The following is a 21,718-nucleotide window of genomic DNA, read 5'->3' as shown; positions in this document are numbered from 1 at the left end:
GGCCGAAGAGACGGGAAGTCGGAGCGGGCCCGCCCTGGGAGGACGGGCCCGCGAGTGAGGGGAGAGCCCTCGCTTACTCCTCGGTGTCGTCGAAGGGGTTCTCGACGAGGGCGTTGGAGTGGGACGCCGAGTCGTGGGCCAGCTGACCCGGGTCGGCGATCGGCGCGAAGACCTGCTCGTTCTCCACGAACGTTCCTCCTTCACAAGGGGTTTGCGGCGTTCTGCTGAGCGCCACGTGAGGAACACTAATGAATATGATTATCGTTTTGCTAGCTGGAGAGCGGGTGATCTGGGTAACACACCGGCCAGTCCCCCTCGGGATCCCGGCCCACCCGGCCCGCGACCCGCAGCACGTCCGCGAGGAAACCGGGTGTGACCACCTCCTTGGGCGCCCCGTCGGCCACCACGCGCCCGTCCCGCAGCGCCACGATCCGCTCGGCGAAGCGAGCGGCGTGGGCGAGGTCGTGCAGCACCATGACGACGGTCAGGCCGCGTTCCGCACGCAGCCGCACCACGGTCTGGAGCACGTCGAGTTGGTGGTGCAGGTCGAGGTAGGTGGTCGGCTCGTCGAGCAGCAGGACGCGGGTGTCCTGCGCGAGCGCCATGGCCAGCCGCACCCGCTGCCGCTCGCCGCCGGAGAGCGCCTCCACCGGGCGGTCGGCCCAGTGCGCCACGCCGACGTCCTCCAGCGCGCGCCGCACCACCGCGTCGTCGCCCTCGCGCAGCATGCCGAGCGGGCCGCGCGCGGCGTACCGCCCCTGACGTACGAGCTGACGCACCGTCATTCCGGGGACGGCCGGCGCGGACTGGTGCAGCAGGGCCACATGGCGGGCGGCGGCCCGCCGGGAGAGCCGGGCCAGGTCGTGTCCGCCCAGCAGCACACGTCCCTCGCCGGGCCGCAGCAGCCCGGCCGCGAGCCGCAGCAGGGTCGACTTCCCACAGCCGTTCAGCCCGACCAGGGCGGTCAGTTCGCCCGGCTCGACGACCAGGTCGACGCCGCGCAGCACGGGCCGGCCGGGGTATCCGAAGTGGACCCCCTCGACCCGGATGCCGACGGGTTCGCTCATGCCATGTCCTTTACGTCCTTATCGCGTCCGGCGGATCCGCCGCGACTAGAAACTCGCGCTCGGCGTGCGGCGCACGACGATCAGCAGCAGCACCGCACCGGCGCAGGTGGTGAGCGCTCCGACGGGCAGCGTGAGCCGGTCGGCGTCGCCCACCGACGCCAGCAGCCGTGACGCCGCCTGTGCCGCCGCGTCCGCCCCGCACACCACGACGGCGCCCAACAGCGCGGCGCCCGGCAGCGCGACGCGCAGATCGGCTCCGAACACCGCCACCGCGACATGCGGAACCAGCAGCCCCACGAAGCCCAGCGCGCCCACCGAGGCCACCGCGCCCGCCGTCAGCGCCACCGCGCACAGCAGGGCGAGCGTCCGGGCACGGGCGGCCGACAGCCCGGCCGCGGCGGCGAGTTCGTCCCCGCAGCGCAGCAGAGTCAGCGGCCCGGACAGCAGCCACGCCATGACCAGCCAGGGCAACGCCCACGGCCACAGCAGATGCCAGTGCTCCCACACCCGGCCCTCGGTGCTGCCGACCAGCCACTGCACGACACTGCCCAGTTCGCCCGGCGCGACCAGCAGCACCATTGCGGTGAGCCCGCCGAGCACCGCCGAGACCAGGACGCCGTGCACCGCGGTCTGCGCCGGATCGCTCCGGCCGCGCCCGGTCAGCAGCCAGAGCAGCCCCGCCCCGGCGCAGCCGCCCGCGCACGCGGCGACGACCACGGCGAACGGCGACTGCCACCCCGCGAGGCCGAGCCCCGTCGCGGTGACCGCGCCCAGCACCGCGCCCGGCGTCACGCCCGTGACCTCGGGACCGGCGAGCGGGTTGCGCAGGGCCGACTGGAGCACCAGACCGGCCACCCCGAGGCAGGCACCCGCGCCGAGGGACACCAGCAGGCGCGGCAGCCGCAGCTGGAACAGCACATGGCGGTCCAGGGGGCCGCCCCCGCCGGTCAGCACCTCCCAGACCACGCCCGGGGACATGGCCCGCCCGGCCAGCAGCGAGGCGGCCGCGGCCAGCAGGAGCAGCGCGGCCAACACGCCGTAGCGCAGAGTGTGCCGTGCCCTCGTGGGCCTCCCGGTGGGTTCGGATCCGTGAGGGGCCATACCGAATGTCCTGCTCATCGCGCCCTCCGCAGCAGTGCCACCCCGGCCGGGACGCCGAGCAGCGCGGTCCAGGCGCCGGCGGGTGTCTCCACGGGCGCCAGGGCGAGCCGGGCCGGTACGTCGGCGACGGCCACCACGGCCGCACCCCACGCCGCCGACCAGGGCAGCCAGCCCACCGCGTCGGAGCGGGGGTTGAGACGCCGGGTCAGGTGCGGGGCGAGGAAGCCGACCCAGGCCACCGGGCCGCACACGGCGGTCACCGGGGCGATCAGGACGACGGCGACGGCGAGCGCCGTGAACCGCGCTCGCCGCACCCGCACGCCCAGCGCCTCGGCGTCGTCGTCACCCAGCCGCAGCACCGCGAGCACCGGGGCGCACAGCACGAGCGCGGGGACCGCGACCAGCAGCCACGGCCACAGCCCCGTCACGTCCTCCCAGGTGCGGGCGGAGAGCGAGCCGAGCAGATAGCGGTAGATGAGCTGGAGGTCGAGCTGGTCGGCCATGACCATGAGCACGAGCAGCGCGGCCTGCAACGCGGCGGCGACCGCGGCTCCGGTGAGCAGTACGGCGGAGGGGCTGCGCCCGAGTCCGGCCGCCAGCAGGGTCAGTCCGCCGCCGAGCGCGGCCCCGCCGACGGCGAGCAGCGGCTGGACGGCGGCGGGCACCGCCACCGCCAGCACCAGGGGCGCGGCGACACCGAGGGCCGCCCCCGACGACACGCCCAGCATCTCGGGGACGGCCAGCGGATTGCGCAGGGCCTCCTGGAGCACCAGTCCCGCCGCGCCCAGGCAGGCGCCGGCGACGAGCGCGAGCACCAGCCGGGGCACCCGCAGCTCGGTGACGACGACCCGGGTGATCTCGTCGCCGCCGAACAGCCGGTGGAGGGGGACGTAAGGCGTGCCGAGGCACAGCGCGCACCACGACGCCACGACGAGGAGGACGGCCAGGGCCGCGAGTTGTGCCCCGGACCGTGCTCCCGGCCGCCGCCGTTCCGGCGCACCGGCGGAGCGGACCTCCGCCGGTGCGGCTGTCTCGGTGGGCGTGCTCACCGCAGTGCGGCCACGGCCTCGTCGAGGACGATGCCCAGCGAGCGGGTGCCGCGCCCCTTGGCCCACACCTCGGAGTTCACCTCGTGGACGTCGCCGTTCTCGACGGCCGGGATCTTGCCCCACAGCGGGTTCTTCGCCAGCTTCTCCGACAGCTTGCCGTCCGGTTCGCCGAAGCTCATCGTCTCGACGAACAGCACGTCCACGTCCTGGGCGAGGATCTCCTCGAGGCTGTAACTGCCCTCGACGCCACGGGACTTCCAGGGGTACTCGGCGAGCTTGGGGAACAGACCGGCGGCCACGTCGGTGCCGGGGGTGGCGACACCGAAGTTCTCGTCGCTGCCGTAGATGATCAGCGCGGTCTTGTCGCTCTTCTTCCGCTCGGCCTCGGCGAGCTTGGTGCGGAAGGTCTTCTCCGCCTTCTCGCCCTCCGCCGTACGGCCGGTGAGGGCCGCGACGTCGCGCAGATAGCCGACGCTGTCCTCCCACTTGGTGGGCTGCATGGGCCAGAACGTGGTGGCGCCCTTCAGTGCGGGGGCGAGCTTGCCGTGAGTGTCCTCGAGACCGATCACCAGGTCGGGCTTGTGGGAGAGGATGGCCTCTACCTCGGGGGCGATGAACCCGCCGGGGATCACCGCGACCTTCTTCGCCTTCTCGGCCCCCAGGAAGCCCGGCTGGGCGAGGAGTTGGCTGTTGGTGGCCACGGGCACGATGCCCAGCTCGGTGAGGATGTCGTCGCAGAGCGCCACCAGGCAGACGATGCGCTCCGGCTTGTCCTTGAGGGAGACGGTGACGCCGCGCGCGTCCGTCAACCGCCGTGTCTCCTTGATGGGCTTCACCGTGACATCGGTGACGGCGGCCTTCGCGTCGCCGGCGCCCGCCCCGCTCCCGGTCGAGGTGTCGGCGGAGGCGCCGCACGCGACCAGGACGGAACCCAGGATCACAGCGGCCAGTGCGCGGCGTATGGCGCGCAAGGGTGAGCGCAGCATCGGTGCCCTCGTTTCTTCTCGTGGTCCGGAAACGCACCGACCATACATGATAATCATTTTCATCCATGCCTCAATGTGCCGACGGAGGACCGCCGATGACGACGACCGAACCGCTGCTCCTGGTCTCCGACCACGTGGACGGGTGCGTCCACCTCCTGACCGTGCCGGACGGCGCCGAGGCGGGTCGGCTGCCGGGCCGTCACCTCTCCGAGCACGCCGGCTTCCTGGCCCTGCCGGGGGAGCGGGTGGCCTGCGTCGACGACCGCCGGGGCGAGCTGCTCGTCCTCGACCCGTACGGCCGGGGACCGGTCGCGGCCGCGATACCCGTGGCGGTACCGGCCGAGCACCTCGCCGCCGACCCCTCCGGCCGGTGGGTGGCCGTCACGACCGGACTCGGCAAGAACTCCGCCCCGTGGTCGGACCTGGTCACCCTCGTGGATCTGGCCACGGGGGACGCCGTCCGGGTGCGCACCCGCGCGGGCGAGCCCGGCGTCACGGTGCTCGGTCCGGACGAGCCGCTCGTCGTCCTCCGGCACCGGGAGCCGGGCGCCCTGGCCGTACACCGCCTCGCCGATCTCCTCGCCGCACCGCCCGGCTGCCCGCCCGTCACCCCCGACGCCCGCCTGCCCCTGCCCGACGACGGGCACGGTGACGCCCAGGACCCGCGCGCCGCACGGATATTCGCGGCCACGGGCGAAGGGGTGCACCGGGCGCGGCGGGAGGGCGACACCCTGGTCGCCGAGCCGGTGATCCCCTGGGGCGCACCCGCCCGCGGCTGGTACCTACGGCTGGATCCGCGACGGCGCGCCCTGTGGTCCACCCTGCGCGGCGGCCCGGCGGACCCGCTGCGCTGGCCGGAATGGACCAACCAGGCGTGGCGCCACGACCTGGACGCGCATACCACGACCGTCACGGAACTCGGCCCCGGACTCGTCTTCCGGCTGGCCCTGTCCCGGAGTCACACCGCGTTCGCCCGCATCCACCCCGACGGCGACGAGCTGATCCTGCTCGACACCGAGGGAGCCGCGTCGCGCGTCCCCCTCCCCGCCATGGACGGGGCACCCCGGCGCGGCAACACCCCCTGGGAGGGCGTCCAACGCCGGGCGGTGGCCGCGTCGCCGGGCGCCGACTGGGTGGCCGTGACCCGCGGCGGCCACGGCGAGGTCCACCTCGTCGACGCCCGCTCCGGCCACGAGGTCAACCGCCTCAAACTGGACACCCCGCTCCATCACGGCGGCCACGCGACTCTCCTGCCACGGACGGACGGCCCGGAGCGTGACCTGGTGGGGCGGTGACGGGGCGTAAGTCCCGCGTATAGCCCTGCCCGTACAACTCCTGCCCATACGACCCCCGGCCCATACGACCCCTATAGAGTCCACTCTCATGTCACATCCCCGGGTCACCGGACCGGCCGATCTCGTCCTCACGGGCGGACCCGTGCACACCGTCGATCCCGCCCGCAGCCGCGCCACCGCCGTGGCCGTGCGCGGCGGACGCGTCGTCGCCGTCGGGCACGACGAGGTGCACGAGCTGATCGGGCCGCGCACCGAAGTCGTCGACCTCGCCGGGAAGCTGCTGCTGCCCGGCTTCCAGGACGCCCATGTCCACCCGCAGGGCGCGGGCCTGGAACTCGGCCTGTGCCATCTCGGCGACACCGCCGACCCGGCCGAGTACCTGCGCAGGATCAGGGCGTACGCCGACGAGCACCCGGACGTCGAGTGGATCACCGGCGGAGGCTGGTCCCTGGAGGCGTTCCCCGGCGGCTCTCCCTCCGCCGCCGCCCTCGACGCGATCGTCCCGGACCGCCCCGTCTTCCTGCCCAACCGCGACCACCACGGCGCCTGGGTCAACAGCCGGGCCCTGGAGCGCGCGGGCATCGACGCCCGTACGCCCGACCCCGCCGACGGCCGCATCGAGCGCGACGCCGACGGCAACCCCACCGGCATGCTCCAGGAGGGCGCGGTTCACCTCGTCGGCCGGCTGGTGCCCGATCCCACACCGGAGGAACAACTCGCCGCCCTGCTGCGGGCCCAGGCCGTGCTGCACTCCCACGGCGTCACCGCCTGGCAGGACGCCATCGTCGGCACGTACACCAACATGACCGACCCGGCACCCGCCTACCGCGCCGCCCTCGACCGGGGCCTGCTCACCGCCCGCGTGGTCGGCGCTTTGTGGTGGGACCGCGAGCGCGGCGCCGAGCAGATCCCGGAACTCGTCGCGCGTCGCGAGGAGTTGAGCTGGGGCCGGTTCCGCGCGTCCACCGTGAAGATCATGCAGGACGGCATCGCCGAGAACCACACCGCCGCCCTGCTCGACCCGTACCTGACCGCCTGCGGCTGTGCCTCGGACAGCAGCGGCATCAGCTTCGTCGAGCCGGGCGAGCTGCGGAAGTACGTCACCGAACTCGACGCGCTCGGCTTCCAGGTCCACTTCCACGCGCTCGGCGACCGCGCGGTGCGCGAGGCGCTCGACGCCGTGGAGGCCGCCCGCACGGCCAACGGATGGCGGGACACGCGGCACCACCTCGCACACCTCCAGGTCGTGCACCCCGACGATGTCCCCCGGTTCCGCACCCTGGGCGCGACCGCCAACCTCCAGATGCTGTGGGCCGCCCACGAACCGCAGATGGACGAACTGACCCTGCCCTTCCTCGGCGCCGAACGCGGCGCACGGCAGTACCCCTTCGGCGCGCTGCTGCGCGCCGGCGCGACGCTCGCCGCGGGCAGCGACTGGCCGGTCAGCAGCCCCGATCCGCTCCAGGCCCTCCATGTCGCCGTCAACCGCATCGCGCCCGACGCGCCCGAGGGCACCCCCGCCTTCCTCCCGGAGCAGCGACTCGACCTCGGCACCGCCATCGCCGCGTACACGGCGGGCAGCGCCTACGTGAACCACCTCGACGGCACCACCGGCAGCATCACCGTCGGCAAGTCGGCCGATCTCGTGGTCCTCGACCGGGACCCGTTCGCGGGCCCGACCGAGGAGATCGCCGCCACCCGCGTGCTGGAGACCTTCGTCGAGGGACGACGCGTCCACGCGGCACCCGACGCCTGAGCAGGCCATCCGGTCTTGCTGCCGCGGCCCGGTTCACTGCTGTGGCAGCGTGGAACCGCTCCGCACCGGGTGCTTGCTCATGATCGAGACCCGGTTGAAGGCGTTCATGGTGATCGCGGCCCAGATCACCGCGGAGATCTCGTCGTCGGACAGCGTGGACCGGGCGTCGTCGTACGCCGTGGCCTGCGCCGTCGCGTCCGCGGGGTGCGTGGTGGCTTCGGCGAGCGCCAGTGCGGCGCGCTCCCGGGGGCTGAAGAGTTCGGTGTCGCGCCAGGCCGCCAGCACGCCCAGTCGCTGGGTGGACTCGCCCGCCCGCAATGCCGCCCGGGTGTGCAGGCTGAGGCAGTACGCACAGGCGTTGAGCTGGGACACGCGCAGATTGATCAGTTCGACGAGGATCCGGTCCAGCCCCGCCGCCGCGGCCACGCCCCTCACGGCCTCCGCGGTGGCGGTCAGCGCGCGATACGCCTCGGGGCTCTGCTTGTCGACGAAGACCCGGCTGCCGGGCCTCACCGCCGCCGTCTCTGTCACACCGTCTCCTTCATCGAGCGATCACGTGTTCCTCCTCCTATCATCAACGAGTGAATGTTGAAAGTCGAACTTGTTCGGCTGTCAGCCGCCACGGCGGTTCGTCCAGCGTCCGGCCAGCCAGGCGAGCCGGCCGGTCATGCGTCCGGTCGCCTGCGGCCGGGTCGTCCGGAGCGGATCCGCCCGTGAGGTGAAACCGCTGCCGGTGCCCCCGTCAGCGGCGACGTCCCGTATCCCGGAGACGTACGGGTCGTGTCGTGGCGATTGTTCCGTCGGGAAGGCCGCCTCCCGGAGGGCGGCGCACCAGCGGCAGTCGTCGGTGTGGGCGTCCCCGGACGCGGTGTGATCGCTCTTGCTCCGGGCTCCCGAGATGTAGGGATCGTGTCGTGGCGTGTCCGTGTCGTCGGGCATGAATGGCTCCACCTTGGGGGATGGGGTCACGGGCGACTGGCGGCGGCCGGCACGGCGAGGGCGGAGGTCGCCTCGCGCAGGGCCAGTTCCACGCGCCCCGGGTCGTGCAGGACGCCGGTGCCGTCGGGCGGGATCAGCCATTCCAGGCGGTCGGCGGCCCGGTAGGGCGGGGGTACCGCGACCCAGGATCCCCGGCCGGCGTGGCGTACCCCCGCACCCGTCCACAGGCCGACCGGGTCCGGTGGGAGGAAGAAACCGATTCTGCGGGCCGCGCAGTCCACCAGGGTGGGCCCGGGGGCGGGCAGCGGAACACGGCTGATCAGATCCAGGGCGCACAGACCGAGTTCCTCGGGGACGCTGAGCACGTCCCAGAACCGGCCCGCCTGTAGCAGCGCCGTCCCCGGTGGCTGATCCCACTGCCGTTTGCAGGCCCGAGGATCCGTGGCAGCCGCGGCGAGCCACTCGATGGCCTGCGTCGACGTGCGGATCGGCATCTCCACCCCCAGTGCGCCCGTTCAGGGCCCCTCATGCTGGTGCATATATGCAGGGTCCGGAAGGGGTGGCGCGGCCTGGCGTTTCGGTCGCGCGTGTTCGGGACTCACGCACGTGTTCGCCGTCGAGGACGACCGCTGAGCCGGGGCCGTCAAAGTCCCGTCAAAGCCGAGGGCGGCGGCGTAAGAGAGCTGTCAACGGACGGTCCTTTCCGGCCACGGAGGGCTTTGCTGTGATCGTCCGTTTGCACCGCACCTCACTCCAGGAGTTCGCGATGGCCGATCTGGCCTTCGTCGTCACCACGCTCGCGGTCTTCGCCGTCGTGGTTCTCGTCGCCAAGGGGGTGACGAAGCTGTGACCGCCGAGAACGTCGTCGGCCTGATCGTGGCCGTCGCCCTGCTGGGCTATCTCGTCCTCGCCCTGATCTTCCCGGAGAGGTTCTGACGGTGACATCAGCCGTTACCGCGGCGGGCAGCATGGGTCCCGTAACCGCCGGCGTGCTCCAACTGCTCGCCCTCCTCGGCGCACTGGCGCTCGTCCACCTCCCCCTCGGCGACTACATGGCCAGGGTGTACTCCTCCGGCAAGCACTGGCGTGTCGAGAAGTGGATCTACCGGGGCATCGGTGCCGACCCCGACACCGAGATGCGCTGGCCCGCGTACCTGCGCGGCGTACTGGCCTTCTCCCTGATCGGTGTCCTGTTCCTCTACGCCCTGCAGCGGCTCCAGGGCGTGCTGCCCGGCTCGCTGGGCTTCGCCTCGATCGACCCGGACCAGGCGTTCAACACCGCGGTGTCGTTCGCGACGAACACGAACTGGCAGTCGTACTACGGCGAGCAGGCCATGGGCCACGTCGTGCAGACCGCCGGCCTGGCCGTGCAGAACTTCGTGTCCGCCGCGGTGGGGATGGCGGTGGCCGTCGCGCTCGTGCGCGGCTTCGCCCGGTCCCGGTCCGGAGAACTCGGCAACTTCTGGTCGGACCTGGTGCGCGGCACGGTCCGCGTCCTCGTGCCGCTGGCCGCCGTCGGCGCGGTCGTCCTCGTCGCCTGCGGCGCGATCCAGAACTTCTCCGGCATCCACGAGGTCGGCCAGTTCATGGGCGGCCCGCAGGAGTGGAACGGCGGGGCGGTCGCCTCGCAGGAGGCCATCAAGGAACTGGGCACCAACGGCGGCGGCTACTTCAACGCCAACTCCGCGCACCCCTTCGAGAATCCGACGCCGTTCTCCAACCTCTTCGAGATCTTCCTGATCCTGGTGATCCCGTTCTCCCTCACCCGGACCTTCGGCGTGATGGTCGGCTCGGTCCGGCAGGGTTACGCGATCCTGGCCACGATGGGCATCATCTGGCTGGGCTTCGTCGCCCTGATGATGTGGACCGAGTTCGCCCACCACGGCCCGGCCCTGGAGTCGGCGCACGGTGCCATGGAGGGCAAGGAGGTCCGCTTCGGCATCGGCGGCTCCTCGATCTTCGCGGTGTCGACCACGCTCACCTCCACCGGCGCGGTGGACTCCTTCCACTCGTCCTTCACCGGACTCGGCGGCGGCATCACGATGCTCGGCATGATGCTGGGCGAGATCGCGCCCGGCGGTGTCGGCTCCGGCCTCTACGGCATGCTGATCATGGCGGTCATCGCGGTGTTCATCGCGGGCCTGATGGTCGGCCGTACACCCGAGTACCTGGGCAAGAAGATCGGCACCCGCGAGATCAAGCTGGCGGCCTGCCACATCCTCGTCACCCCGGCCCTGGTGCTCGTCCTCACCGCCTTCGCGATGGCCCTGCCGACGCCGCCGCACTCCATGACCAACAGCGGGGCGCACGGATTCTCCGAGATCCTCTACGCCTACACCTCCGCCTCGAACAACAACGGCTCCGCCTTCGCCGGTCTGAACGCGGACACCCAGTGGTTCAACACCACACTCGGCATCGCGATGCTGCTGGGCCGCTTCCTGCCGATGGTGTTCGTCCTCGCGCTCGCCGGTTCGCTCGCCGGGCAGCAGCCGGTTCCGGTCACGGCGGGCACCCTGCGCACCGAGAAGCCGCTGTTCACCGGCCTGTTGGTCGGCGCCATCCTGATCATCACCGGTCTGACGTACTTCCCCGCCCTCGCGCTGGGCCCGCTCGCCGAGGGGCTGGCGGCATGACCACCGACATCGAGCACTCGACCACCGACATCAAGCACACGACCACCGACATCGAGAACCAGAAGGACGCCGTGTCCACTCCCACTCTCGCGCCTCACCAGGACGCACCGACCGGGAACAAGCCCCCGGAAGGCCGTGTCGGCGCGGGCCTCTTCGACCCCACGCAGCTGGTCAGGTCGCTGCCGGACGCCTTCCGCAAGCTCGACCCGCGGGTGCAGGCCAAGTCACCGGTGATGTTCGTGGTCTGGATCGGCTCGGTCCTGACGACGATCTTCTCCTTCACCGACCCGGGGGACTGGTTCGGCTGGACGATCAGCGCCTGGCTGTGGCTGACCGTCGTCTTCGCCAACCTGGCGGAGGCCGTGGCGGAGGGCCGCGGCAAGGCGCAGGCGGACACCCTGCGCCAGGCCAAGACCGACACGGTCGCCCGCCGCCTCGTGGGGGACCGCGAAGAGCGGGTGCCGGGCACAGACCTGAGGATCGGCGACCTGGTGGTGTGCGAGGCGGGAGACGTCATCCCCGGCGACGGTGACGTCGTCGAGGGCGTCGCCTCCGTCGACGAGTCCGCTATCACCGGCGAGTCGGCGCCGGTCATCCGGGAGTCCGGCGGCGACCGCAGCGCCGTCACCGGCGGCACGAAGGTCCTCTCCGACCGGATCGTCGTCAGGATCACGACGAAGCCCGGTGAGACCTTCATCGACCGCATGATCAACCTGGTGGAGGGCGCGGCGCGGCAGAAGACGCCCAACGAGGTCGCGCTCAACATCCTGCTGGCATCCCTGACGATCGTGTTCCTGCTGGCGGTGGCCACCCTGCCGCCGTTCGCCGCCTACGCCGGCACGCACCTGACGATGGTCGTGCTGGTGGCGCTGCTGGTCTGCCTGATCCCCACCACGATCGGCGCGCTGCTCTCCGCGATCGGCATCGCGGGCATGGACCGGCTCGTCCAGCGCAATGTGCTGGCGATGTCCGGGCGGGCGGTCGAGGCCGCCGGTGACGTCTCGACGCTGCTGCTGGACAAGACCGGCACGATCACGCTGGGCAACCGGCAGGCGGCGGAGTTCGTACCGGTGCGCGGGACCACGGAGGACGAACTGGCCGACGCCGCCCAGCTGTCGTCGCTGGCCGACGAGACACCCGAGGGCCGCTCCGTCGTCGTACTCGCCAAGGAGAAGTACGGGTTGCGCGCACGGCACCAGGGCGAACTGGCGGGTGCCGAATGGATCGAGTTCACCGCGCAGACCCGGATGTCCGGCGTCGACGTGGACGGCCGGAGGATCCGCAAGGGCGCGGCCGGTTCCGTCATCGCCTGGGTCCGGGAGCGGGGCGGCACGGTCGCCGACGACGCGGACGGTATCGCCAACCGCATCTCCGCGGCGGGCGGTACGCCGCTCCTCGTCGCCGTCGAGGACTCGGCGGGCGCCCGCGTCCTGGGTGTCATCCACCTCAAGGACGTGGTCAAGGAGGGCATGCGGGAGCGGTTCGAGGAACTGCGCCGGATGGGCATCAGGACCGTCATGATCACGGGCGACAACCCGCTGACGGCGAAGGCGATCGCGGCGGAGGCGGGCGTCGACGACTTCCTCGCCGAGGCCACCCCCGAGGACAAGATGGCGCTGATCAAGCGCGAACAGGCGGGCGGCAAGCTGGTGGCGATGACCGGCGACGGCACCAACGACGCGCCGGCCCTGGCCCAGGCCGACGTCGGCGTGGCGATGAACACCGGCACGTCGGCCGCCAAGGAGGCCGGCAACATGGTCGACCTCGACTCCAACCCCACCAAGCTGATCGAGATCGTGGAGATCGGCAAACAGCTGCTCATCACCCGGGGCGCGCTGACGACGTTCTCCCTCGCCAACGATGTGGCGAAGTACTTCGCGATCATCCCCGCGCTGTTCACGGCGGTCTACCCCGGCCTCGACAAGCTCAACATCATGGGCCTGTCCTCGCCGGACTCCGCGATCCTCTCCGCGGTCATCTTCAACGCACTCGTCATCGTCGCGCTCGTGCCGCTGTCCCTGAAGGGCGTGCGGTACCGGCCGGTCAGCGCCGACAAGATGCTGCGCCGCAACCTCGCCGTCTACGGCATCGGCGGGCTGATCGCCCCCTTCATCGGCATCAAACTCATCGACCTGCTTCTCTCCCTCATCCCCGGAATCGGCTGACCGTCATGAACAACTCCCTCACCAACACGGCCCGGTTGCTCGGTGCCGGTCTGCGCGCCCTCCTGGCGCTGACCCTGGTGACCGGCGTCATCTACCCGCTGGTCGTCACCGGCATCGCCCAGGGACTGTTCCCCGACAAGGCGAACGGCTCCGAGATCGAGGCGAACGGAAAGGTCGTCGGCTCGTCCCTGATCGGCCAGCAGGGCTACAGCCTGGACTACTTCCAGCCACGCCCCGCCAACGGGCTGGGCGAGAACTCGATCAACACCCGATACCGGCTCATCCTGTCCGGGGCCACCAACCGCAGCGCGGACAACCCCGAACTCATCACCTGGGTCAAGGAGGCCAAGGCCAAGGTCGTGAGGGACAACTCGGTGCCCGGATACACGGTCAGGCCGTCCCAGGTCCCCGCCGACGCGGTCACCTCCTCCGGCTCCGGACTCGACCCGCACATCTCCCCGCAGTACGCCGACCTCCAGGTGCACCGGGTCGCCCTCCGGAACCAGCTGCCCGTCGCCGAGGTACGCAAGCTCGTCGAGGAACACACCGAAGGCCGCACCCTCGGCTTCATCGGCGAGCCCCGGGTGAATGTCCTGGAACTGAACATCGCGCTCAGGGACCTCGTGGCGAAGCGGTGACGGCCTCGCGCGCCCCGCACGGGAGTCGGTGACCCGGAAGGCATATCCGCTTGTCCGCCCTTCCGGCACCGCACTACCGTGCCGACGTGGATCTCTTCTCACGCTCGTGGACGGCGCTGCGCACGGCGGTCGCGGAGCTCTCGGACGAGGACTTCGCACAGCCGTCCGGCTGTACGGGTTGGCTCGTGCGGGACCTGGTGTGCCACCTGGTCATCGACGCGCAGGACGTCCTGATCACCCTGGTGACCCCCGCCGATACGGAACCGACCCGTGACGCGGTGACCTACTGGGAGGTCGCGGAGACACCGCCGACCGGTGACGACCCGCTCGACGCGCTGATCGTACGGCTGGCCGCCGCGTACCAGGAGCCGTGGCTGCTGAAGTTCCACCTCGACGACGTCGGCTCCGCCGCCGGTCGCGCGGCCGGACTCGCCGACCCGGGCCTCCGGGTCGGCACCCGCGGCGAAGTCCTCACCGCCGGCGACTACCTCTCCGCGTACGTCCTGGAGTGGACGCTGCACCACCTCGACCTGACCGCGTACCTCCCGCACGTCGCGGGACCACCCGCGGAAGGGCTCGCCCGGTCACGCGAGATGCTGGAGAAGATCGCCGGGGCCGCGTTCCCCGCGTCGTTCTCCGACCGGGACGCCCTGCTGGTCGGCACCGGGCGGCGTGTCCCGACCGACGCGGAGCAGACCGAACTCGGCGAACTGGCCGCGAGACTGCCACTCGTCCTCGGCTGAGCCATCTCCCACGCCCGCGCCCGCGCTCAGGCCGCCGCGTTCCCCCGAGGCCCCGACAAGAAGGCCAGGACGTGAGGCACCGCCTCACGCAGTTCCGTGAAGTGGCGATGCACGCCCTCCACGGCGGCAGCGGTGTTCACGCCCCACACCGTCATCCCGGCCCGCAACCCGGACTCCACCCCGGACGGGGCGTCCTCGACGACCAGGCAGTCCTCCGGCGCGGCACCCAGCCGCGCGGCGGCGCGCAGATACGGGACGGGCGAGGGCTTGCCCTCCTCGACCGCGGCCGCGTCCACGATCACCTCCGGCATCGGCAGACCCGTCCGCAGGAAGCGGCCGCGCACCCGGTGCTCGTAGTTCGAGGTCACCAGCGCCCACGAACCCGGAGGCAGCCGGTGCAGCAACTCCGCCGCGCCGTCGAAGGCCCCGTAGACGCCGGACCGGACGTCCTCGTCCTCCAACTCGTGCAGCGCGGCCAGGCATTCACGCGGATCGTGCTCCGCGGCGACCTGAGCGAACGTCTCCATCGGCCGGGTCCGCAGAGCCACCCGGTAGACCTGGTCGGCATCCAGCCCGTACCGCTGCGCCCACGTCCGCCACACGCGGCGCTGGTTGTCCACCGCGTCGATCAACGTGCCGTCGACATCGAACAGGACATACCTCGTACGGATCGGCAGCGCCGTTTCAGTGATCACGCGCTGATCATGCCAGGCGGCAGGAGGGACAGCCGGAGGTTTTACCTGACGGTCGACCAACACCGCGCCCCCCTGTCATAACGTCACCGCATTCCTTGATCACGACCAGGAGGCATGCCATGAAGGTTGTCGACCTACGGAAGACAGCGGCCGACCTGCCCGAGGCCTGGAGTTCACTCCTGCTCGGGCAGGTCGGACGTACGGGGCTGAAGGTGCTGCGCATGGACGGACGCCCGTTGGAACCGGAATCCCATGACACGGCGGAGGCACTGCTGGTGCTGGACGGCACACTGCGTCTGCTGGCCAACGGCACTGAGATCGAACTGCGTGCGGGGGAGATGTACGTCGTCGAGGCGGGCGTGGAGCATGCCGTGCGCTCCGGCAGCCAGGGCACGCTCGTCATCGTCGAGCAGGTTTCACCTGTGGAGCCAAACCTCGGCGACGGCCCGGAGTTGCCATGCCCATGCGGCGATAGCATCGCGATCATGGCGGACTGGGCGATACGGCCGGCTTCGGCCGCGGACGTCGAGGCGGTGGCCGAGCTGCGGGCCGTGGTGCTGAAGGCGGATCTGGAACGTCTTGGACGGTACGACGAGCAGCGCGTCCGGCAGCGGCTGCGGGACGGGTTTACCCCGGCTCACACCTGGGTGATCGAGGTGGACGGCGCTCTGGCCGGCTGCGTGGCACTGCGGCCGGCGGAAGACGCCCAGTGGCTGGAGCACTTCTACCTGGACCCGGGCCTCCAGGGCAGGGGCATCGGTTCCGCTGTCCTGACCATGCTGCTGGAGCGCTGCGACCGCACCGACACCCCGGTCCGGTTGAACGTCCTGCAGGGCAGCCCGGCCCGGCGGCTGTACGAGCGGCACGGGTTCAGCGTGGAGACCGAGGACCCGGTGGACGTGTTCATGGTCCGCGCGCCACACACTGAGCGTCACGGACGCCGGTCTCGGCCGGAGTGAGGGTTCCCCTTCGCGTCGCACGGCAGGCGGGCGCCGGGGTGGTCGTGGCGGAAGTCGGCGGTGATGTCGGCGGCGGCCTCGCTCATCGCCGCGTCCGTGATGCGGATCTGGCCGTCGAAGGGCCGATCGATGTCCTGGATCAGCAGCAGGGAGCCGGTGAAGAGGACGGTGAGGGCGGACAGCAGGACCAGGTGGCCGCGGGTACGGGAGGCGGGCAGGCCGAATGCGAAGGCACCGATGGTCGCGGCCAGGGAGATCACCATGAACCAGTACACGACGGGTGGGATCGCCGGCGTGGCCTCCCCGATACGGGCGTGGCGGGCCTTGGACCGGTCGTCGTCGGCTCTGACGAGGAGCTGGAACCGGTCGTCGGGAAGGGCGGCCAGCTCCTTGAAGTGGGCACGGAACCGGGAGGACCACACCGACACTTCGGGGGACGCGCCACCGCCCTCGGTCATCAGCGGCCATTCGTGGGCGCGTACCGCGCGGGTGTAGCAGATCGCGGCGGCCTGGATGTGCCGGCGCTCGGGTTCGGGGGCGTAGTCGGCGACCTCGTACAGGTGGTCGATCCGGCTGGCTTCGGTGTCGGCGGCCTGACGGGCCGTTCCGTAGGATTCGGCGGCGACGACGATGACGAAGGCGACCAGCACCACCGCCAGCGTCTCCAGGGGGCTGATCAGGTCACTGACCGAGCTGTCGTCCCCGTCGCCGGCGGCCCGTCGGTGACGGTAGCCGTGGGCGACCAGGCCGGCGAGGAAGGCTGCGGCCATCACCGCGACGGTCAGTGCCTGGACCATGGGCGGATCTCCCAGCGTGCGAGCGGGCGTCCACCAGGAGGCTATGAATCATGGTGGGTCCGCTCCAGGGGCGGGCAGCCCGTTCGCGGGGGCGTGAGGACGGACGCCGCGGGCGCGCGGCGGACCGAGCGGTGCCACGACTCCGGCTGGATGCGCTGGTCTTGACGGGCTGGGAGAACCTCTGGCACCCGCACCTCCGGTGCGGCACCGCGTATCCCGCAGGACCGCAGGGTGCCGCACCACGTATGTCCCGGACGGCCGTCCGTCAGGCGCGGATCGGGGCCCGCCGGGGGAGACGGAGACCGTCCCAGAGTCCGCGTGTCCCGGCCGAGGGGTCGTCGTGCACGGCAGGTGCGCCGTCGCCCAGCCGCATGACGGACCGCCGTTCGGCATACGCCGGCCAGGGCGGCAGCGAACCGCCGGACGCGGCGCTCCCGCCGGGGCGGCCGGTCCGGGCGAAGGAGATCCACGCCTCGCGCATCCGGTCGGACAGCTCCTGCGGGGCGTCGGAACCGAGCAGCGGATCGGAGAGATTGCCGAACACGAAGCCCACGTCCACGAGATGGCAGGAGCCGAGGGCACCGTCCAGGGCGGGCGACGGCCACGCGAACTCGTACACGAACGTCTCCGCCCCGCACGCGGCCCGCGCCTCGGCCACCCGCAGGGCGGGGATCCGGTACGCGTGGTCGGTCATGGCCGCGGAGAGCAGATCGCCGGGGGCGGCGCCGGGACACGCGGCGCCGTAGACGCGACGGGCCTCGGCGGGGTCGAGCCCGAGCCCGGCGAGGAAGCCGTGCAGCACCTCGTCCGTGATGTGCGGGGCAATACCCAGGGGGACGAGGAAGAGACGGAACTCCTCGGTCGTCGTGCCGGTGAGGAGATCGATGTCCCCGCCGGTTCCGCCGGCGATGGCGTCGATCGGCCGCTGCGGGAGCGTGATCCCGTCCACCACGGGCAGCACCGTGGTGCCGCCGCCCGCCGACTCGCCCCACTGCCCGGGGTCCTCCGCCTGCGCGATCTCCCGGCCCAGCGCGCGCTCGGCGGCGACGAGCCGCTCGGGCGGTACGGCGGCCAGCCCCTCACCCGTCGGCTCGGCGCCGGCGAGGGCCGCCAGCCGCTCGGTGACACGCCGGGCGATGTCCTCGGGGTGACTGTGGTGCCCGGCACCGCTCTGCGTGATCGCGCGGCGGAACAGCCCGCGGGCCCTCGGCATGGTCATGAGCGCGGTGATGCTGATGGCACCCGCGGACTGGCCGAAGACGGTGACGTTGTCCGGGTCGCCGCCGAAGCCGGCGATGTTGTCCCGGACCCACTCCAGCGCGGCGATCTGGTCCAGCAGACCGAGGTTGGACGTACCGTCGGGCAGCAGCAGGAAACCCTCCGCGCCGAGCCGGTAGTTGAGGGTGACGCACACGACGCCGTCGGCGGCCAGCCGCGCCCCGTCGTACGCGGGCAGCGAACCGGCTCCGTTGCGGAACGCCCCGCCGTGGATCCACACCATCACCGGAAGCCGCCCGCCGGTACGGCCCGGGGCAGGTGTCCACACATTGAGGTTCAGACAGTCCTCACCCTGCTCCTCGGCCTCCGCGAGGAGAGCGGCCATCGCGGGAAGGTAACCGGGCTGGGGCGCGGACGGGCCGTAGCCGAAGGCGTCCCGCACCCCCGACCACGGCTCCGGAGGCTCGGGCGGCTGCAGCCGCCGCGGTCCGAACGGCGGGGCCGCGTACGGGATCCCGGCGAACACCGTGACGTCTCCCGTCCGGCGCCCGCGGACCGGGCCTGCTGTGGTGGGCACGGTGACGTGCATGGATGGGCCCTCACGAGGTTGACGATCTTTCGGGCCCATCCTCATCAGGCCTCCGACGGCGGGCAACCTAATTCTCGGGTACGGACGCCGGACGCCCTTCCTGCGCACCGGCCTGTGACGCCGGGCTGCTCAAGGCGTCGTGGGCGCCTCAGCCTGGGACTCCTGCTCAGCCTTCTCGGGGGCCGTGTAGAACACGGAGTTGCCCTGCTTGGTGCGCTGTGCCTGGCCTTTGGCGACGAGCCCTTCGAGGGTCGTGCGGACGACGGTCGTCTTGATGCTCCGCTCGGGATGGGCCTGTTCGAGCGCGGAGGCGACCTCCGCGGCCGAGCGGGGTTCGCTCAGTCCGGTGAGGTGGCTGCGCACGAGGTCGACCAGCGTGGGCTTGTCCGCCTTCTCGGCGGCGACGGCGGGAGCCTTGCGGGTGGCCTGCTTGCCGGACTTGCCCTTGCCGGGCGCGGCCGTGGTGGTCTTCTTCGCTCGCGTCTGCTTGGCCGTCCGGCCGGAAGCGGAGCCCCTCTTACGGGGAGCGGGTACCACGGGCGCGTCGGCGGTCGGCGCGGTCTCGGTGAGCGCGGGCGTGAGGCCGAGCGCCTGCTGCATGTTCATCAGTACGGTGTGGTCGCGCTGAAGTCCGGCCAACTGCTCCTGCAGGGCTGCGATTTCACCGCTGATGCGTTCCTGCTCTTTGACATTGCGCTCGAGGTCGGTGGTCACCTGAGCGGCGTACTGCGATGCCAGGTTGCTGGAATCCGTGGTGTTTTCGGGCATGACGTTCGAACCTTTCCTCAGGCCGGTTGGCCGCACATGCTGCCATGCTGTGTGAGATAGCGATAGTACGGCTGAATGCGGTCAGTTCGGACGCCGAACCGGATGGGGGTGTGTGCGCAGGGGTTGGGTCACCGTCCCGGATCCGGCGGCGCGACCGTGGTGACGGAAAGCGAAGGACTGGCCTACTTCCAGTGCGACGGGCCGTTCGAGCATGACTGTCACGCCTCTTGATGAACCGGGCGCAGCAGGTCGATGTCATGGGGCAGCGTCACCACGCCGCCCACGGCCGCTGCACAGATGGAGAAGTGAAGACGCTGACCACTGACCATTTCGGCACCGCCCTCCTCTTCCGGTAGCACCGCGATGTCCGCAACGAAGCCGTCGTGTGCCTCGATCGAACCCGGCGCCGCGAGCACCTGCTCTCGCTCAACCGCCCCCGTGGCCACACCTCCCAGCACGAGGCCCACGTTCATGCCCGCCCTGGCCTCGTCGACGCGCAGACCGCCCGCGTCGATGTCGGTGACCTGAGCCACCAGGTCGCTGCCGAAGCCGACGAGTTCCACCTCGTCGCCTCGGCCAACTCGCCCACGTGCGATCCGGCCCGCCGCGACGACCACCTTGCCGTGGCTCTGGGCGAAGCCGTCCTCGACGGACATCAGAAACGGCTCGTGCACGGCACCCACCAACCCACGCTCCCAAGGCATACAGCTGTCATGTCCCGCCGGATCAGACCTGGCGGTGATCCTGTCCGGCGGGAAAGGCCATACTCCCCGCCTCTGGCACCAGCGTCGCCATCACGGAGACAGGCAGGGACGGGTTGGCGGCCGCCGCTTGGGCCACTTGCCCGTCATTGTCGCCGAGCAGCTCGACAATGGTCTGCGGCGGCAGTGTGGGGTGTCCGGCGGCTATGGGCCTGGCCCGGTCGTCCGTGAGGCAGGCGAGCAGTGCCGTGGCCGTCGCGTTACGGTGCCGGGCGATTGCGCGGAGCGCCTTCTTCACCGGGGGTTGGCGACGAGACAGGTCTTCGAGCAGTGCGGGCGACGCGTCCGGGTTGGCCGCCACCCTGGCGACGACCTGTGACCCATGCCGGTCCACCATGGCGCGCAGCCGGGCGTCGGACAGTCCCGGGTGCGGTGCCACGGACTTGACGACTTTCGCGTCAGGATCGGCGGCGAGCGCGTCGCGGATCTCGGCCGGCAGATCACGGCGGGCTGCCACGAGCATGCGCACAGCCGGGTTCCGTGACGCGGCCGGCTCCGCGATCTCCACCGCAGAGGCGGCGGCGACGCGTGGCAGCAGTGTCGGGCCGATCCGGGTGACACCGGCCAGGCGGGTGAGTACGTCCAGCGGGACATGCGGGTTGTGCGCCAGGTGACGCTGCACGTCGGGGCCCTGGTCGTCGGCCAGTGCGCGCATGAGGGCATCGTCGATGAACGGATTCTCGGCGAGGGTGGCGCGGACGCCCGGAATCGGATCACCGGCGAGGCGTCCGGCGACGTGCGGCGGCAGGTCGGGCCGGGCGGCGAGTTCGGTGCGCAACAGCGCCGAGGGGTGGTCGGCGAAGCGCACGACGGCCTCGGTCGGTGTGGCCGGGTTCCGCAGCGCCATCTGCTGTGTCTCATACACGGTGGACTGGTGGGAGCCGTCGCAGGAGGCGCCCGCACGGAGGTCGCAGTCGAGCCGCGGACAGTGGGGATCGTGCACGAACGGCGTCTCTTCGCGGTCGCAGACCAGACACCGTCGGGCAGGAGCGAGTCCTTCTCCGGTGATCAGCATGCCCAGTACGGCCGGCGGTGTCGCCTCGTTCGCCGCCACCGCCCGCCGGACCTCTGCGTGAGGATGCCCTGCGAGCCGCGCGCTGACGTCGGGCGTCGTCCACAACGCGAGCTCCGCGACGACGCGTACGTCCGGGTCGGCGGCGAGGGTCTCCACCACATCGGCCGGCAGGGCACGGCAGGCGGCCAGCTTCTCCCGGCGACCGATGTCCGGATCCGACGCGAACATACGCGCCCACTCGGCCGGGCCCGCACCCACATCGAGAAGGGCGAGTGCGGCGTGCGGCCGCGTCAGGGGGTCGATGTCGGCGGCCGTCAGCCGACCCTCGTACGCGAGTTGTACGGCGGCCTCCTCGCTCCCCGCAGCCAGGGCACACACCTGCGCGCGCGTGAGGTCCGGGCGAGCGGCGAGGTCGGCGGCGAGGTCGGCGTCCGCGAGGTCGATCAGCCGGTCGATCAGCCGGGACGGAAGGGACGGGTTGGCGGCGAGTCCGCACAGGACATGGTTCACAAGGCCATCCTGTACGGCCGAAGCCTCCAACGGC

General features: G+C 71.6%; 23 protein-coding genes and 1 pseudogene. 10 read left to right on the top strand and 14 right to left on the bottom strand.

Going from position 1 to position 21,718, the window contains the following annotated elements; all coding sequences use genetic code 11:
• Window positions 1–73: 73 nt before the first annotated feature.
• The 5 genes from amiA to ACZ42A_RS24930 all read right to left on the bottom strand — a co-directional run bounded on the left by amiA (window position 74) and on the right by ACZ42A_RS24930 (window position 4,203).
• The gene (gene amiA / locus ACZ42A_RS24950; protein WP_004004115.1) at window positions 74–187 is read right to left on the bottom strand and encodes a streptamidine family RiPP; all 114 of its coding nucleotides are present in this window, start codon (window positions 185–187) and stop codon (window positions 74–76) included.
• 82 nt (window positions 188–269) lie between these two features.
• A complete protein-coding gene (locus ACZ42A_RS24945) occupies window positions 270–1,067 on the bottom strand; it encodes an ABC transporter ATP-binding protein (protein ID WP_468529462.1) in 798 nt (265 codons plus the stop codon).
• A 45-nt stretch (window positions 1,068–1,112) separates the two neighbouring features.
• Complete coding sequence (locus ACZ42A_RS24940; RefSeq protein WP_468529461.1) at window positions 1,113–2,168, bottom strand: FecCD family ABC transporter permease; 1,056 nt, start codon at window positions 2,166–2,168, stop codon at window positions 1,113–1,115.
• Window positions 2,169–2,182: 14 nt separating this feature from the next.
• Window positions 2,183–3,115 (bottom strand): FecCD family ABC transporter permease, encoded by a 933-nt coding sequence (locus ACZ42A_RS24935; protein WP_468529614.1) that lies wholly within the window; start codon window positions 3,113–3,115, stop codon window positions 2,183–2,185.
• Window positions 3,116–3,213: 98 nt separating this feature from the next.
• Window positions 3,214–4,203 (bottom strand): ABC transporter substrate-binding protein, encoded by a 990-nt coding sequence (locus ACZ42A_RS24930; protein ID WP_468529460.1) that lies wholly within the window; start codon window positions 4,201–4,203, stop codon window positions 3,214–3,216.
• 95 nt (window positions 4,204–4,298) lie between these two features.
• On the opposite strand from ACZ42A_RS24930, the gene ACZ42A_RS24925 reads away from it, so the two are divergent.
• Together ACZ42A_RS24925 and ACZ42A_RS24920 are read left to right on the top strand one after the other, a co-directional pair.
• On the top strand, window positions 4,299–5,498 hold the full coding sequence (locus tag ACZ42A_RS24925) for a hypothetical protein (RefSeq protein WP_468529459.1): 1,200 nt from the start codon (window positions 4,299–4,301) through the stop codon (window positions 5,496–5,498).
• Between the two features lie 88 nt (window positions 5,499–5,586).
• Window positions 5,587–7,254, top strand: coding sequence for an amidohydrolase (locus tag ACZ42A_RS24920; protein ID WP_468529458.1), 1,668 nt, complete (start codon window positions 5,587–5,589; stop codon window positions 7,252–7,254).
• A gap of 33 nt (window positions 7,255–7,287) precedes the next feature.
• Here the strand turns inward: ACZ42A_RS24920 and ACZ42A_RS24915 are convergent, their stop codons facing one another.
• The 3 genes from ACZ42A_RS24915 to ACZ42A_RS24905 form a co-directional block, all read right to left on the bottom strand.
• Window positions 7,288–7,785, bottom strand: a complete 498-nt coding sequence (locus ACZ42A_RS24915) for a carboxymuconolactone decarboxylase family protein (protein ID WP_468529457.1) — start codon at window positions 7,783–7,785, stop codon at window positions 7,288–7,290.
• Between the two features lie 81 nt (window positions 7,786–7,866).
• Window positions 7,867–8,193: a hypothetical protein gene (locus tag ACZ42A_RS24910; RefSeq protein ID WP_468529456.1), complete on the bottom strand. Its 327-nt coding sequence runs from the start codon at window positions 8,191–8,193 to the stop codon at window positions 7,867–7,869.
• Between the two features lie 26 nt (window positions 8,194–8,219).
• Window positions 8,220–8,687, bottom strand: a complete 468-nt coding sequence (locus ACZ42A_RS24905; protein WP_468529455.1) for a hypothetical protein — start codon at window positions 8,685–8,687, stop codon at window positions 8,220–8,222.
• 230 nt (window positions 8,688–8,917) lie between these two features.
• On the opposite strand from ACZ42A_RS24905, the gene ACZ42A_RS24900 reads away from it, so the two are divergent.
• The 6 genes from ACZ42A_RS24900 (at window position 8,918) to ACZ42A_RS24875 (ending at window position 14,372) form a co-directional block, all read left to right on the top strand.
• A complete protein-coding gene (locus tag ACZ42A_RS24900; protein WP_468529454.1) occupies window positions 8,918–9,043 on the top strand; it encodes a hypothetical protein in 126 nt (41 codons plus the stop codon).
• Window positions 9,040–9,129 (top strand): K(+)-transporting ATPase subunit F, encoded by a 90-nt coding sequence (kdpF, locus tag ACZ42A_RS24895; RefSeq protein ID WP_018566520.1) that lies wholly within the window; start codon window positions 9,040–9,042, stop codon window positions 9,127–9,129. Before ACZ42A_RS24900 ends, kdpF begins: the two co-directional genes overlap by 4 nt.
• A 32-nt stretch (window positions 9,130–9,161) precedes the next feature.
• Entirely contained in the window at window positions 9,162–10,826 is a 1,665-nt protein-coding gene (kdpA, locus tag ACZ42A_RS24890) for a potassium-transporting ATPase subunit KdpA (protein WP_468529453.1), read from the top strand.
• Window positions 10,823–12,991 (top strand): potassium-transporting ATPase subunit KdpB, encoded by a 2,169-nt coding sequence (kdpB, locus tag ACZ42A_RS24885; protein WP_468529452.1) that lies wholly within the window; start codon window positions 10,823–10,825, stop codon window positions 12,989–12,991. The genes kdpA and kdpB overlap by 4 nt, the downstream gene beginning before the upstream one ends.
• 5 nt (window positions 12,992–12,996) lie before the next feature.
• A complete protein-coding gene (locus tag ACZ42A_RS24880) occupies window positions 12,997–13,629 on the top strand; it encodes a potassium-transporting ATPase subunit C (protein WP_468529451.1) in 633 nt (210 codons plus the stop codon).
• 86 nt (window positions 13,630–13,715) lie between these two features.
• Window positions 13,716–14,372 (top strand): maleylpyruvate isomerase N-terminal domain-containing protein, encoded by a 657-nt coding sequence (locus ACZ42A_RS24875; RefSeq protein WP_468529450.1) that lies wholly within the window; start codon window positions 13,716–13,718, stop codon window positions 14,370–14,372.
• Between the two features lie 26 nt (window positions 14,373–14,398).
• Here the strand turns inward: ACZ42A_RS24875 and ACZ42A_RS24870 are convergent, their stop codons facing one another.
• Window positions 14,399–15,067 (bottom strand): HAD-IA family hydrolase, encoded by a 669-nt coding sequence (locus ACZ42A_RS24870; RefSeq protein WP_468529449.1) that lies wholly within the window; start codon window positions 15,065–15,067, stop codon window positions 14,399–14,401.
• A 119-nt stretch (window positions 15,068–15,186) separates the two neighbouring features.
• Between ACZ42A_RS24870 and ACZ42A_RS24865 the strand changes: the two are divergent.
• A pseudogene (locus ACZ42A_RS24865) lies at window positions 15,187–15,462 on the top strand (cupin domain-containing protein); the annotation flags it as partial.
• A 90-nt stretch (window positions 15,463–15,552) separates the two neighbouring features.
• Window positions 15,553–16,026 (top strand): GNAT family N-acetyltransferase, encoded by a 474-nt coding sequence (locus ACZ42A_RS24860; RefSeq protein WP_468529613.1) that lies wholly within the window; start codon window positions 15,553–15,555, stop codon window positions 16,024–16,026.
• Here the strand turns inward: ACZ42A_RS24860 and ACZ42A_RS24855 are convergent.
• The 5 genes from ACZ42A_RS24855 to ACZ42A_RS24835 all read right to left on the bottom strand — a co-directional run bounded on the left by ACZ42A_RS24855 (window position 15,999) and on the right by ACZ42A_RS24835 (window position 21,684).
• Window positions 15,999–16,823: a bestrophin-like domain gene (locus ACZ42A_RS24855; protein WP_468529448.1), complete on the bottom strand. Its 825-nt coding sequence runs from the start codon at window positions 16,821–16,823 to the stop codon at window positions 15,999–16,001. The genes ACZ42A_RS24860 and ACZ42A_RS24855 overlap by 28 nt on opposite strands.
• Before the next feature lie 265 nt (window positions 16,824–17,088).
• Window positions 17,089–18,618: a carboxylesterase/lipase family protein gene (locus tag ACZ42A_RS24850; protein WP_468529447.1), complete on the bottom strand. Its 1,530-nt coding sequence runs from the start codon at window positions 18,616–18,618 to the stop codon at window positions 17,089–17,091.
• A gap of 141 nt (window positions 18,619–18,759) precedes the next feature.
• Window positions 18,760–19,398 carry a BlaI/MecI/CopY family transcriptional regulator gene (locus tag ACZ42A_RS24845; protein WP_468529446.1) on the bottom strand — a complete coding sequence of 213 codons (639 nt, stop codon included), beginning with the start codon at window positions 19,396–19,398 and terminating at the stop codon, window positions 18,760–18,762.
• 218 nt (window positions 19,399–19,616) lie between these two features.
• Entirely contained in the window at window positions 19,617–20,081 is a 465-nt protein-coding gene (locus ACZ42A_RS24840; RefSeq protein ID WP_468529445.1) for an EF-Tu/IF-2/RF-3 family GTPase, read from the bottom strand.
• 43 nt (window positions 20,082–20,124) lie between these two features.
• Window positions 20,125–21,684 carry a hypothetical protein gene (locus ACZ42A_RS24835; RefSeq protein ID WP_468529444.1) on the bottom strand — a complete coding sequence of 520 codons (1,560 nt, stop codon included), beginning with the start codon at window positions 21,682–21,684 and terminating at the stop codon, window positions 20,125–20,127.
• Window positions 21,685–21,718: the final 34 nt, after the last annotated feature.

It is taken from the genome of Streptomyces sp. NPDC030838 (assembly GCF_055572035.1).
Note: the sequence above shows the minus strand (reverse complement) of the source record. Positions and strands in the feature narration are given on the sequence as shown.

What these genes read in the sequence shown, in the direction of transcription:
- kdpB (WP_468529452.1), top strand. Translation starts at nt 10,823, where the DNA reads ATGACCACCGACATCGAGCACTCGACCACCGACATCAAGCACACGACC.
- ACZ42A_RS24930 (WP_468529460.1), bottom strand. Translation starts at nt 4,203, where the DNA reads ATGCTGCGCTCACCCTTGCGCGCCATACGCCGCGCACTGGCCGCTGTG.
- ACZ42A_RS24920 (WP_468529458.1), top strand. Translation starts at nt 5,587, where the DNA reads ATGTCACATCCCCGGGTCACCGGACCGGCCGATCTCGTCCTCACGGGC.
- ACZ42A_RS24925 (WP_468529459.1), top strand. Translation starts at nt 4,299, where the DNA reads ATGACGACGACCGAACCGCTGCTCCTGGTCTCCGACCACGTGGACGGG.
- kdpA (WP_468529453.1), top strand. Translation starts at nt 9,162, where the DNA reads ATGGGTCCCGTAACCGCCGGCGTGCTCCAACTGCTCGCCCTCCTCGGC.
- ACZ42A_RS24860 (WP_468529613.1), top strand. Translation starts at nt 15,553, where the DNA reads ATGGCGGACTGGGCGATACGGCCGGCTTCGGCCGCGGACGTCGAGGCG.
- ACZ42A_RS24945 (WP_468529462.1), bottom strand. Translation starts at nt 1,067, where the DNA reads ATGAGCGAACCCGTCGGCATCCGGGTCGAGGGGGTCCACTTCGGATAC.
- ACZ42A_RS24845 (WP_468529446.1), bottom strand. Translation starts at nt 19,398, where the DNA reads ATGCCCGAAAACACCACGGATTCCAGCAACCTGGCATCGCAGTACGCC.
- ACZ42A_RS24905 (WP_468529455.1), bottom strand. Translation starts at nt 8,687, where the DNA reads ATGCCGATCCGCACGTCGACGCAGGCCATCGAGTGGCTCGCCGCGGCT.
- ACZ42A_RS24940 (WP_468529461.1), bottom strand. Translation starts at nt 2,168, where the DNA reads ATGGCCCCTCACGGATCCGAACCCACCGGGAGGCCCACGAGGGCACGG.
- ACZ42A_RS24880 (WP_468529451.1), top strand. Translation starts at nt 12,997, where the DNA reads ATGAACAACTCCCTCACCAACACGGCCCGGTTGCTCGGTGCCGGTCTG.
- ACZ42A_RS24910 (WP_468529456.1), bottom strand. Translation starts at nt 8,193, where the DNA reads ATGCCCGACGACACGGACACGCCACGACACGATCCCTACATCTCGGGA.
- ACZ42A_RS24855 (WP_468529448.1), bottom strand. Translation starts at nt 16,823, where the DNA reads ATGGTCCAGGCACTGACCGTCGCGGTGATGGCCGCAGCCTTCCTCGCC.